This window comes from [Eubacterium] eligens ATCC 27750 (genome assembly GCF_000146185.1).
Taxonomy (GTDB): Bacteria; Bacillota; Clostridia; order Lachnospirales; family Lachnospiraceae; genus Lachnospira; species Lachnospira eligens.
In genome coordinates, this window is sequence record NC_012778.1 from 1,459,291 (window position 1) to 1,472,789 (window position 13,499).

At 35.5% G+C, this 13,499-nt stretch carries 9 protein-coding genes; 1 reads left to right on the plus strand and 8 read right to left on the minus strand.

Going from position 1 to position 13,499, the window contains the following annotated elements:
• Nucleotides 1-211 precede the first annotated feature (211 nt).
• The 5 genes from EUBELI_RS06840 to EUBELI_RS06860 all read right to left on the minus strand — a co-directional run bounded on the left by EUBELI_RS06840 (nucleotide 212) and on the right by EUBELI_RS06860 (nucleotide 7,708).
• A complete protein-coding gene (locus tag EUBELI_RS06840) occupies nucleotides 212-1,123 on the minus strand; it encodes a diacylglycerol/lipid kinase family protein (RefSeq protein WP_041688169.1) in 912 nt (303 codons plus the stop codon).
• 2 nt (nucleotides 1,124-1,125) lie between these two features.
• Nucleotides 1,126-2,739 (minus strand): MBL fold metallo-hydrolase RNA specificity domain-containing protein, encoded by a 1,614-nt coding sequence (locus EUBELI_RS06845; protein ID WP_012739641.1) that lies wholly within the window; start codon nucleotides 2,737-2,739, stop codon nucleotides 1,126-1,128.
• Nucleotides 2,740-2,843: 104 nt separating this feature from the next.
• On the minus strand, nucleotides 2,844-4,274 hold the full coding sequence (locus EUBELI_RS06850) for an SGNH/GDSL hydrolase family protein (RefSeq protein ID WP_012739642.1): 1,431 nt from the start codon (nucleotides 4,272-4,274) through the stop codon (nucleotides 2,844-2,846).
• A gap of 35 nt (nucleotides 4,275-4,309) precedes the next feature.
• Nucleotides 4,310-6,919 (minus strand): translation factor GTPase family protein, encoded by a 2,610-nt coding sequence (locus EUBELI_RS06855; protein ID WP_041688674.1) that lies wholly within the window; start codon nucleotides 6,917-6,919, stop codon nucleotides 4,310-4,312.
• 21 nt (nucleotides 6,920-6,940) lie between these two features.
• A complete protein-coding gene (locus tag EUBELI_RS06860; protein WP_012739644.1) occupies nucleotides 6,941-7,708 on the minus strand; it encodes a Uma2 family endonuclease in 768 nt (255 codons plus the stop codon).
• Between the two features lie 983 nt (nucleotides 7,709-8,691).
• Between EUBELI_RS06860 and EUBELI_RS14960 the strand changes: the two genes are divergently transcribed.
• A complete protein-coding gene (locus tag EUBELI_RS14960; RefSeq protein WP_408606597.1) occupies nucleotides 8,692-8,829 on the plus strand; it encodes a group II intron reverse transcriptase/maturase in 138 nt (45 codons plus the stop codon).
• A 221-nt stretch (nucleotides 8,830-9,050) separates the two neighbouring features.
• On the opposite strand, the gene EUBELI_RS14965 is transcribed toward EUBELI_RS14960, so the two are convergent.
• From EUBELI_RS14965 to cas12a, 3 genes are read right to left on the minus strand one after another with little or no spacing between them, the layout of a single operon-like run.
• Complete coding sequence (locus EUBELI_RS14965; protein ID WP_081458297.1) at nucleotides 9,051-9,281, minus strand: CRISPR-associated endonuclease Cas2; 231 nt, start codon at nucleotides 9,279-9,281, stop codon at nucleotides 9,051-9,053.
• Nucleotides 9,259-9,579, minus strand: coding sequence for a CRISPR-associated endonuclease Cas1 (locus EUBELI_RS14970; RefSeq protein ID WP_081458298.1), 321 nt, complete (start codon nucleotides 9,577-9,579; stop codon nucleotides 9,259-9,261). The genes EUBELI_RS14965 and EUBELI_RS14970 overlap by 23 nt, the downstream gene beginning before the upstream one ends.
• A 30-nt stretch (nucleotides 9,580-9,609) precedes the next feature.
• Nucleotides 9,610-13,458: a type V CRISPR-associated protein Cas12a/Cpf1 gene (gene cas12a, locus EUBELI_RS06870; RefSeq protein WP_012739647.1), complete on the minus strand. Its 3,849-nt coding sequence runs from the start codon at nucleotides 13,456-13,458 to the stop codon at nucleotides 9,610-9,612.
• Nucleotides 13,459-13,499: the final 41 nt, after the last annotated feature.

The following is a 13,499-nucleotide window of genomic DNA, read 5'->3' on the forward strand; positions in this document are numbered from 1 at the left end:
AATATTATCTCTTAAAACACAGATATTAACATTATTTATTATAATCTGATTTTTGCTTAATCTCTGCCTGTTTTTTAGATAAAAGTTGAATTGTTTCTAAATTGTGTCTCATTTTTACCTATTCGTATAAAATTAGTAAAAAAATAAAGTGACAAAACCCTGCATATTAATTTACAAGGTTTTATCACTTTATATTATTAATGATTATCAATTAGTTATTAACAGGTACTCCTCCTATCAGGAAATCAACTGCTTTCTCCTTAACAGAAAACTGTATTTCTGTATGTTCTCCTCCATATTCACCATCAAGTGTCCATGATACAGGCTGTGGTGATTCAAACCTTACAGACTCGGTCTTCCATGTACATACCCAGTCACATTTGCTTAGGTCTTTAGTTATAAAAGCATTAATAAGCGATTGGACTGCTATAGGATTGTTAAGCTCTCTTATCATGGTAACTTCAAATAATCCATCCTGCAGATTAACATCATTGCCGGTAAGATTCTTTATTCCACCAACTGAATCTGTATTGCTTATCATTCCATATACAAAATTGCCCTCAACATTCATCTCCTCAGAATATACACGCATATACTGTGGTTTAATAGTTGATAAGCTTCTGACTGCTTCAATTACATAAGCCTGATGTCCAAGTATATTCTTAAGATTCTGTGGAGTTCCATAAGAAACCCTTGTAAACGCCCCAAATGCAGCAACATAATTAAATGAGCGTTCTCCATTTACAATTCCTACATCACAAGGAAAACGTTTACCCTTTGCTATATTAACAGCGGCCTTCGTCATATTTCTTGGAATTCCCAGACTCGCAGCAAAATCATTCGTTGTTCCACTAGGAATATACCCTATCGGCGGCTTCTCTCCTTTATACTTAAGAACAGCCGCAACCGTTTCATTAAGAGTACCATCTCCACCACTACATGTTATGACATCATACCTGCCTTCATTATCTAAAATGTGCTGATAACCATCAAGCGGTGCCTTAGTCGGATATACAGTAATCTCATATCCAGCCTTAGAAAACACCTGTATTATCTTCATCAGCTGATTCTTAATCTGAGCTTTTCCTGAGTTTGGATTAAAAACAAACAGCATCTTCATCATAATCACCTGTCCCATTTATCACATAATGCATTAATCTGATCTGTAAACTTAGCCAGATCTTTATTCGTACCACCCTCATTGTGTGTAATAACTGTCATGAGACGCTTTCCAGCAGCAACAAGTCTGTCAAATACAGTTTTACCACGCTGTGTACTCGTCGTTCTTCTAGTCTTTCTTTCCTTAACTCCTTCAGAGATAACTCTGTCTGCAATAAAATCATAACTTCCGCCTGTATATGGTGCCATGGCATCATAACCATATTCTTCTTTAAGGCATTCCGTAAACTCGTCACACACACTGTCTTCGCCATGCACAACAAACACCTTTTTAGGCTTTGTGTCAAATGCATTAATCCAACAAAGAAGCCCATCTTTATCAGCATGACCACTTGAACCCTTAAGCTGTACAATCTCTGCCTTTATCTGTATCGGTTCACCAAACAGTTTAATCTCCTCTGCGCCATCAACTATTATACGGCCTGTTGTTCCAACAGCCTGATAACCGACAAATACAATTGTACACTCTGGTCTCCACAAATTATGCTTCAGGTGATGTCTTATTCTTCCCGCTTCACACATACCTGATGAAGAAATAATAACCTTAGGATTAGGATCAAAGTTAATCTGCTTTGATTCATCACCCGTAGTTGCATACTTAAGTCCTGGAAATGAAAGCGGATTAATCCCCTTTCTTACAAGCTCGACTGCTTCATCATCAAAGCAGCTCTCAACATTCTTAATAAATATGTTAGTTGCCTCAATTGCAAGCGGACTGTCCATATATACATCAAAGTCCCTGCCAACAAGATTATCTTCTTTAATCTTTCTTATAATATAGAGAAGCTCCTGTGTCCTTCCGACAGCGAATGAAGGAATAACAACATTACCTCCTCTTTCAAATGTTCTCTTGAATATATTCGTTAAATCTTCAACATAGTTAGGAGTTCCACCGTGGCTTCTGTTACCATAGGTTGATTCCATGACTACATAATCAGCGTCTGTAACATGCTTCGGGTCTTTAATTATAGGCTTGTTAATATTACCTATATCACCCGAAAACACAATCTTCTCTGTTACATCACCATTCTCTGTCTTCTCTGTTGCCCATACCTCAATACTTGCTGAACCAAGAAGATGTCCTACATCTGTAAATCTTATCTTAATTCCTTCTGCAATATCATATACCCTGTCATACTCACAGCCTACGAACTGCTTGCAGACATTAACTGCTGCATCCATATCATACAATGGAACGAATTCCTTAAGCTTTCCACCTGATCTTGCAGCCTTTCTGTTTCTCCATTCAGCTTCAAACATCTGGATATGTGCGCTGTCTCTTAACATTATCTCACATAACTGTGCTGTAGCCGATGTTGAATACACCTGCCCCCTGAATCCATTCACATACATAAGTGGAATAAGACCTGAATGGTCAATGTGTGCGTGTGTCAGCAATATGCAATCCACATCAGATGCCACAACCGGAAGCTCCTGATTCTCATATACATCATTACCCTGTTCCATACCGCAGTCTACAAGAATATTAAGACCTGCCGCCTGTAAGAAATGACAGCTTCCTGTTACCTCATGATCCGCGCCTAAAAATGTTAGTTTCATAATATGCCTCATTTCCGCGTCAACGCTATTTTTTCACGATATTTCTGATGTAATTGTAACATTTTCCTATGTAAAATTAAATACAATCATATATAAAAATTGTATTAATTCTCTGTATATTCTATATCCGTAAATGTAACATCCGCATTTCTCGAAACGAAGAATCCTGCGTATACATGCTTAGGGTCTACGGCTGTCAGCTTAAAATCAAATCCGCCTGTTAAGAACTCTCCATCGCCTAATTTTACTGCATAGCCGTCCGGATTAGACTTTATACATACTTCTACGGTATCACCCGGCTTAAGCTCTCTTCCTGTCACGCTTCCCTGCATAAGCTCGCTGTTCTTTCTTGCAAAACAACTCCATGCCTGGTCTTTATAAGTAAGGTTAAGCGGTGCTGCCGCTACATAATCGCCAAGTACATCGGGCATTTTCTTATCAATATACATGTCATCTCTTACCATAAGCCCAAATGACACCTGATTGTTATAGAAATAATCATTAATTGTCATCTTAGCCTTAAGGGTAAAGTTCACATTTACAGGAATCTTCTTATAGTACATTGCAATTCCGTCTGTAACAGCAGATATCTTGCCATCATTATTCTTAACCGCGATGTGTATTCCCCCTGGAACTTCTTCAAGTATATAATTATCAGATTCCGTTGGCAGAGTTGTAACATCCCCGAATACTGTGCCTTTGAATCCATATGCATCTTTAAAGTTCTTGCTGTCAGCAAGCTCATCGCTAAACTCTACCGGCTTGTATGAAGCATTTTTTTCAAGATATCTGTTCTTGTCTGGAAGCGGTTCATCTGCCCTTATATTAACTATATTCTCTGAAAGTCCTGATATTCCAGCCTTTTCAAGCTCCTGCATAACAAGGAACGCATTAACCCTGCCGCCCCATATATTAGTGTGTGTATTGTCAACACTTACTTCTTTATTAGATGGCCATGCGTGAAGATAAATTGTCTCTTCTGGTCCTAACTCATCATATAAAGCCTTTGTCTTTTCGGTCATATCAACACAGACGATTCCAAGGTCTCTTGCAAGGTCACGGACTGCCTGTGAATAATCCCCTCCCTTAAACTGTGCAGCGTCATCAGTTATGTGAAGCTCCTGCTTTGTCCACTCTCCTGTTGCAGTTCTTCTTACAATAGGCGTACACAGTATTGGTGTACATGAAACATCAAGTGCCGGCTTTATATAATTATCATATAATGATGCTGCAAATGTGCCTTTCTTATCCCTGCCGCCTATCGGGCTTGTATATCTTCCTGTCTCTGTTTTCTCATCATTATGTCCGAATCCGATTATAAGAAAATCTCCTGCTTTCATGCCTGCAAGAAGTTCCTTATAATTCTCTTCCTTAGTAAAGCTTAAGCTGCTTCTTCCTGAAAGTGCAAGATTATTAACCTGCACCATGCTGTTAAGATAACAGCCAAGCTTTGTTCCGTATCCATATCTTGGATAATAGTATTTGTCATCAAAAGAACTTAATGTTGAATCACCAACAACCCATAATGTACTCATCGTATGTCACCTCGTTTTAAATATATGTGTTATCATCAATATGTTTTATTAAGGTAGTTTTCGCGGAGGTGTTCTTCCATCGCAGCTATCTCTTTCTCGAACTCTCTGGCAGATATAAGCAGGCATCCCTGTCCTCTTATAATTACCTGTTCTACGCCATCTGATGTTGCCACCGTTACATTATATTTCTTTCCATTCTCATGTGCAAATTTTTCTATATAATGGTCAGCAGTTTCCGCTGTCTTCGTAAATACAACATGAATATTATGAAAATCTATAAACTCCTCATCATGTCCCGGAACTCTGTATGCGTCAAATACCGCAATCAGTTCACAACCCTTCATTGCCTGATAATTACACAATATATCAAGCAGCCTGCCTCTTGCACTGTCAAGATTGACCTGTGCAAGCTCTGAAAGTTCTTTAAATGCATGTATTATATTATATCCATCAACAAGAAGGAAGCTTTTCTTAGCCGGATTATATTCAGGTGCTTTAGGATGATTCTTAACATTTGCATTACCGCCTGTAACATATCTTCCAACTGCAGTGTCAGCTTTTCTTTTCGATAACTTTCTTCTCTCGTTATCTCCTCTGCTGTTAGAAAAATATGTTTCATTCAAGATTCTGTCTACCTCGTCTGTTCCAATCCACTCGTCAGACACTGTTCTTGAAGCCTGCTTTGCAGTCAGCTTAACCTCCCTGTCAGACTGTCCACCGGCAACCCCGGAATCCGTCACGGCTATCTCGACATGTGCATGCTCTCTTACTTCATTCCACGGCACAACATATCCCGAACCGCCTGCACAGAATACTGAATCTACCGGGTTTCTTGTATCACGCTCAGGCTCATAGCCGAATTTTTCAATAACCTCTTCTGTATTATGGCATGGTCTGTAACCTGCCATCTTAAGTGCAAGCCTGCCTGTTCCTTTTGTATAGGCATTGACCTCTGCCTGATAGTTACCAATCACTGAAACCGGACCTTCACCTGTGATAACAACATTATCACCATCAGCCTCCTGCATGTTAAATGCTGCACCCATTCTCTCGAAGTCGGTCATTGCCCTGCCGACATAATCTCTCTTTACCTCAAGTGAAAATACGTAGAATGGCTCTAACAATACTGATTCTGCCTGCATAAGCCCCTGCCTTACAGCTCTGTAGGTTGCCTGCCTGAAATCTCCGCCTTCCGTATGCTTTGGATGCGCCCTTCCTGCAACCAGCGTAATCTTCATGTCCGTGAGTTCAGAACCTGTAAGCACTCCTCTATGCATTTTTTCACACAAATGTGTATACACAAGCCTCTGCCAGTTCTTATCAAGTATATCCTCACTGCAATGACATTCGTATCTCATGCCGCTTCCCGGCTCTCCCGGTTCAAGCAGCAGATGAACCTCCGCATAATGTCTTAAAGGCTCGAAATGTCCGATTCCATATGCCTTATTCTTAATTGTCTCTTTATATACAATGCTTCCTTCACCAAATGTTACATCTACACCAAATCTTGTCCTGATAATATTGGTCAGCACCTCGATAAGCACCGGACCCATTACGCTTACATGTATTTCTTTGAAGTTCTCATCCCATTCAACATGAAGCTCAGGTTCTTCCTCCTCTAGTGTACGAAGCTTTGAAAGAAGTGCCACCGGATCTGTCCCTGCCGGAAGATTAAGCTTGTAATTAAGTACCGGCTCAAGCACAGGTATATTATCCTCTCCGCCTGCTCCAATAAACTGACCTGCCTTAGTCTCTGAAAGTCCTGTCACAGCACAGACAGTTCCGGCAACTGCTTCATTAATGCTTGTAAATTTATCTCCTGCATAGACTCTTATCTGGTTGACCTTCTCATTGCCAATAAGCATTTTTGATTTTAAAGAACCACCGCATACTTTAAGATGTGTAAGTCTTTCTCCTCTGTCATCTCTTGTAATCTTATACACCTTTGCCGAGAACTCTTCTCCGTAATCAGGACAGCTTACATATGTATCAATTCCATTTATAAGTTCCTCAACTCCGTTCATTCTGAGTGCCGAACCAAAATATACAGGAAACATTTTTCTTTCCATAATCATGCGGCTCATAAGGGCATCATCAACATGTGCAGATTCAAGAAACTGCTCAAGCGCCTCTTCATGGCACATTGCAACTTCTTCGTAATCTATATTATTAAAATCCACGCATGACTCTGACAGCCTGTTCTTTAGCTGCTCCATAATTCTTGCCCTGTTCGTTCCCTGCTGGTCCATCTTATTGACAAATATAAATACCGGAATTCCAAGTCTTTTAAGCAGACTCCACAAAGTCTCTGTATGTCCCTGTACTCCGTCCATTCCGCTTATTACAAGAACCGCTGCGTCAAGCACCCACAACGTTCTCTCTGTCTCAGCCGAAAAATCAACGTGTCCCGGTGTATCAAGCAGCGTGTATGAACTTCCATTGTAATTATAAGCCGCCTGCTTTGAGAATATGGTGATTCCTCTTGCTCTCTCCATATCCCCTGTATCAAGAAATGTATCCTGATTATCAACTCGTCCTAATTTTCTTATGCTTCCCGCACTATATAGTATCGCCTCTGACAGCGTCGTCTTTCCTGCATCAACATGTGCCAGCATGCCGATTGTTATCGGATTACTATGTGCCATATCATTTCCTTTCTCCAAGTTTTATTCCATACCTTCTTTAAGCCATCTCGCAATATTAGTAAAATCAATCTTAAGTTCTCCATTATATATATTCACCGGAACCGGCTTATCAAATCCATATATCACCGGATACACATCACTCTCAAAGAAATACACAAGGACCTTCTCCTGCGCAAAGTCCAGTATCCAGTATTCACGCACTCCAGCCTCCATATACTTGGAAAGCTTCAATGCATAATCCTTCTTCTTGGTAGACGAAGAAACGACCTCCACAACAAAATCCGGTGCACCATATATACCAAATCTCTTAATCTTAGATATATCGCATACTATTCCTACGTCCGGCTGAACCATAGTCCTCTCATCACAATCAAGCTGTACATCTACAGGTGCTATAAATGGACGACAGTTTCCACCAAGTTCCATAATATAATTAGCAATCTGCCTGTGAATCTCTCCACCAATCGACTGATGTCCGAAAGTAGGCGAAGCCATATCGTAAAAGTATCCGTCAATCAGCTCCACTCTCTGTTCATCAGGCAGTGCCCTGTAATCATCAATAGTGTATTCACCATTCTTTCTTGCCTTATATAATCCACCCGGCTCCCTTACTTCCAACTGTTCATTAAAAACCTGTTCCAGTGCTGTAAGAGTATCATATCGCGGACTCTCTGTTTCCCCAGAAAAAATCTTCTGCACTGTTCCCAGAGGCACCCCAGACAATTCAGCTATCTTGGCATATGAATATCCTTTTTCCTTCTTCTTCTCTTTCATCTCATTAATTGTCATATAACCCTCTCCAATCAAAACATGAGTATCCGTACATGATTAAATATAATTTCTATACTCATTATAAGAGTTGTATATCCATTAGTCAACCAAAATATAGTAAATAAATATCCGTTTTGTAACCGTTTTATTTCCAAGCTTACTGGTTGTAACTTAAATAATGTTAAATATCGCACTTAAGCTTAGCTCACTCACCACATGATTATTCAATAACCTACTAGATTGCCTTATCATCATAATTTCGTAGGTCATTTTTGCACTAAAAAAGAGTTTTATATTCTAAAAAACATACTAAATGACTCAAGTTCCATTAAATAGTAGGTTATTTCTTGGATTTTTCGTTGCGAATTGCTTGAAAAGCAGAAAAAACACCTACTAATCATGCGTAAAATGCAGTTATAGTAGGTGTTGGTATAGAAATTATTAAAGGTTATTCAACACGCCCATAAGGCTTGCAAGATTAACATCTACAATAGTAACCTGAAATTATATACTCTGATGGTTTAAATGTTTTTATGCCTTTTTTGAAAAGAATACCTTAGGCAGCATTTTATTAGGTCCAGGAAGCAGATTGCATACCATTTTCTTATAATCAGCATCACTCTTTCTATCCCCACTGCCCTAAATTATCTTTTTATCAGGCTTACTTTTTGCGTTAAAAACTGCAAGAAAATACTTGTCATCTACAAAGTAGAAATTATTTAAGATTATTCAAACTTATCTGTGCTAGGAAATGCCATATCCATCTACAAAGTAGAAATTATTTAAGGTTATTCAAACATGGCAGAAGATACGGCCAGAGCAATATCTACAAAGTAGAAATTATTTAAGGCTATTCAAACTAACACATATTGTATTGATCATGGAAATCTACAAAGTAGAAATTATTTAAGGTTATTCAAACAAATTATAAAGTAACAACACAAGTAAAATCTACAAAGTAGAAATTATTTAAGGTTATTCAAACATAAACCAATGAGAAAATTACTTGGATATATCTACAAAGTAGAAATTATTTAAGGTTATTCAAACCTGTAGCAAGGGCAGTAACCAATTACTATCTACAAAGTAGAAATTATTTAAGGTTATTCAAACACAACTATTATATAATTATCGGGTGATCTACAAAGTAGAAATTATTTAAGGTTATTCAAACTGAGCCAGTACCAGACACTAAGTATCAATCTACAAAGTAGAAATTATTTAAGGTTATTCAAACTCTTAATTCGTCAAATTAAACAAATTATTAAGCATATAACCTTAAAAAACAATTTATTTGTGTATTTTTTCATATTTTATTGAATAACCTTTAAATAATAATTTATCAAAGCCCATGTTTGCATTATGTAATAATAATAAAATCTTTTTCATCATTTTTTGCATATCCAAACCTTAGTACTTCACAACTTGAAGATAATTTAAAGATCATAACACTGTCTTCCTGACTAAATCTCTTCTCATACTTATTCTTCAAATCACTGATTATATTATCTAATATTCTAGTGCTATTGTCAATTTCAAAAACCGAATACTGTATCCTGTGACCGAATTTAGACAAATATTTTGCAAAAATTGTTCTTAAATTTTAAGCACCATCTATTATTAATAACTTCGAAATCATTTTCTTTACATTGTCCAAGATTTATTGATTTTCTTACCTGATAATCAACAACCGGTCTTATTGGTTCCATCAAGTCACAAACCAATGATTTTCTCATGTAAAAGCATTTATGAAATACCCCGTAATATGTGTCAAATCCATAAACCTGCAATATGGCATCCACAATATTAAACAGCATGGTATGTAAGATTGTCCTGACTTCCATATAACTTATGAAAATATATAGAAGCCGGACAAAATATAAAATCATTTAAGTTAGAAATAATTATGATATCATCCATTATTCATACCTTTTATTCTGTATAAAATCCAACCATTCAGCATGAGGTAATTTCAGGCAGTTCCTGTCAAAACCATCTTCTGTCCACTCAGACTTTATCTTTAACACCTCATATAATCCCTTAAGCGCTATACAATATGCACCATTTGCATCTGCATCTTTTGGCATCTTGCATTCTTTATCATCTGATTCTTTATAATTATCTGAGTCAAAAAATTCTCCTTCATCATTGATTACAGGTGATATTATTTTATCGTAACTTATTCCATTCTCCTGTTCCTCGGCTTCAGTATAACTGTTTCTCATCTGAACTGTAAGTTTATATAAAGATAACAGTTGTGCAAAGAATTCAGACTTTTTATCTTCATCCATCTTCTCCATATCTATCCTTATATCATGTCCATCAGCATAATTAATTTCATTATCTTCTAATAATAATTTTATTGTTTCTGTAAGATTTATTGATTTTGTTTTGCCTGTTCTCCTTGCATTGTTGAATTCACTCTGCAGTCTCTCACCATTGGTATATACTGTCCATTGTGTCTTACCCATGGTAATGTTGTAGGTATCAAAATTATTATAATCAAATCCGAAACTGAACATGTCTTTTTCGGCACAATATCTTATTTCATCAAATTGCATAAAGAACTGTTTTCTTGAAGCATTTGTTGAAATGCTCTTAAAATTAAATGCACTGATAAATCCGGTTGACGGATCTATTTTTGATGTAAATGCAGCAGGTACATAAAATATTACTCCACATTGTTTCCCAAGATTTTTTATATTATCTGGTACATATGTCAATTGATATCCTTTTAACAGTCCCCCTGGTTCATCTACAGATTTTTCTTTAGAAGCAAAATAATTCAGCTTATTAATAAGCATACTCTCGAACTTCTGGTATACCTGTCGTTCAACTTTAAAACGACCTCGCTTAAATCCATAATTCAAATCTTCCATAGCAATTATTGCATTATACTCAACTATAAGCATTGCTATCTCATGAACTACCCCCGAAATATATCCTTCTTTCAACTCTTTAATATTTCCTATAGATTTCCAGTTCTTTCTCGCATATTCTCTGGTCTTTTCCTTCTCAACCAGCTTCTTCTTATAATCATAATTATTCAATATATTATAACTTTTCTGTTTAACTATATTTCCATGAGAATCTATAACAGAAATATATATAAGATTACGCTCACCCCTGTCAATTCCAATAACATGTATATCATCATTTTGTGCTATATATTTTACAACCATATCATTTACATTATTTCGTGCTGTCACTTTATAGTTAATAGTAATTGGCGTATGTATAAAATATTTATCAACTGTATATCTGTAATCTTTAACAATATCCTTTTGGGCAGTCCTGACCTCTACTTTATCAAGATATTCCTTTGCAGCTTCTGACAAGTCACTTTCTTTAATATATCCATTATACATTTTATAAATTTCATTATATATATCATCTGGAATCGGTATTCTTACAACATCACCATTATCAAGCTGATTTTTATATGTCTTATTAACTAATACAGAATCTTTTTTATGCTTAACTGGATTTTTTACGCTTGCCCTTCTGTAAAACAATTCAGCCTGTCCATTTAATTTAATAATGATATCCTTAAGATTTTCTTCACTAAAAATGTTCTTGAAATACATAGTGTGAAGATTTTCTTTTCCTGTACTGTTCTCTGCGAAGTCCTTATTATAAATCTGAAATAAATATATCTTGCCTTCCTCATCAAGCTTATTAATATCAGCTTCACTTATATAAGTCCAGTCAATTCTATACCCCTGCATTTCAACTTCACGGTAGAATTCACTTATATCGCTATAACTATCAGTTGCAGAGAATTTAAATTCATATTTTCTCCATTCCGCATGTTTCTCTATGCTGTTCTTAAAATAATCAATTAAATCCCTACAAAAACTGATATCAAAATTCTCACTTGTCTTAATATGTTTGTGTGCATTATAACCGGAAATTATATAATCAGATGGCTTAAATGTTTCTATTCCTTTCTTTGATAAGAACACTTTAGGAAGCATTTTATTCGCCCCCGGCAACAGATTATATACCATCTTCTTATAATCATTATCGTTCTTTTTATCAGAATTTCCCTGTATAATCTTTTTATCGGGTTTATTTTTAGCATTAAAAATTGCCAGATAATACTTATTATCTCTTATTAAAATTATTGCATTATTATCAAACTCTTTACTCTGCGACCAACCATTAGCAAGTGTAGGACTTTGAAAATTAAGTTTTATTTTCTTAGAATTGTATGGTTTCTGTGTAACATAATTTCTCACCCTGTTATATAATGGCACTATATTTTCTAATATATTATAGATATCGTCTATATCTGAATAAAACATTTCATCTCTATCCAGTACTTCATCAACAATAAATGCCTTTGCCCAATGATACATGTTCATATACATATCAAGCCTTTTCTTCATTTCATCAGCTTTTTCTTCGCTCTCAATCAGACTTATATGATCATCGTATTCCAAATGTGCTGTTTCTGTATCAGTTATTATATTACTAATTTCCCTTATATATTGCTTAGCATTAGAATTTTTAAATTCATTTCGTTCTTTTTCATCTATATATTTCTCAACTAAATCATTAACATCATTAATACTCTTATATTTATCTTCTTTTACAGCTTTTTTAACTTTTTCTTCTTTAGACTTACCTTTTGCATGTATATTTTCATCATAAAAATTTTCAACGCAACCTGTAATTAAATTCCAGTTACCACTCATAAAACATGATAATGTCTCATAAAAATCTTTTGATATATATATTCTTTTCTCATCTAATTCATCATATTTATTAACGATATCTTTCAGTTTTCCAATTATATTGCCTTTTTCTGTTTCATCAATAAACGCATTAACAGCATTATATACGCTCATATCATCTTCAAACATTTTAGGTACTTCAAATGAAGTTGATGTATACGCAAGGATTTGCTTATGCAGCTTACGCATTTTGAATAAATTGTAATTATTCTTTGTCTGCTGGCAATAAAGATTCATATGTGCATTAACCACACCACATATTTCATTGTAAAAGTCTATTCCTGACTGAATTAATACCATGTTATAAAAATCCGGATTAAATATCTGATTCAATTCCCAATCACCCATTTTATCCTGATTATTTTTTTCAATTACTTCTATTTCATCCAATGCCTTTTCTGAGATTTTCTTATATGATGTCATATTAGCAAGAAAAATCAAAGAATTTTCATGCACAATTCTATAAGCTATAGATGTAGAAACAGCCTCTTTAGTAAATACATTTTTTCTCTTTTCAAAAAAATCCGTAAAATATGTGCTAAAACCATTAAACAATGCTAATGTTTCCAGTTTGCCAGCTTTGTCTTTAACATCATATTGATTATAATTTTTAATAAAATCTGGCAGTATCTCTTTCAAAAGCTTTGCGTTAAATATATTTTTGTAATTAGAATCTGATTGCAGATGTGTGCATATCTGTTCTCTCATTTTGCTCTGCTCTTTTTCTAATGCTTTCTTATTATCTTTTGATGGACTTGACTGAACCAAATTCATTAATTCAAAAAGCAGAGTAAAATCTAGATCAGTTACACCTGATAATGATTTATCTATATATTCTCTATAATAATCATCCATTATATTTTTTAACTCTGTGCTTTTCTCTTGTCTTAACTCATCTTCCTGGATAAGTCCATTCTGTATTATATGCTCCTGTGTATGCCCAACAGGTCTTAATTCATTCCTTAGTGTCTTTGCTACTGGTATAACCCCCACAAACTCTCTGTAAACTATGCTACGATTTCCATTCATATAAATATCCTCCTTTACTATGTTCAATTTTTATAAAGTGA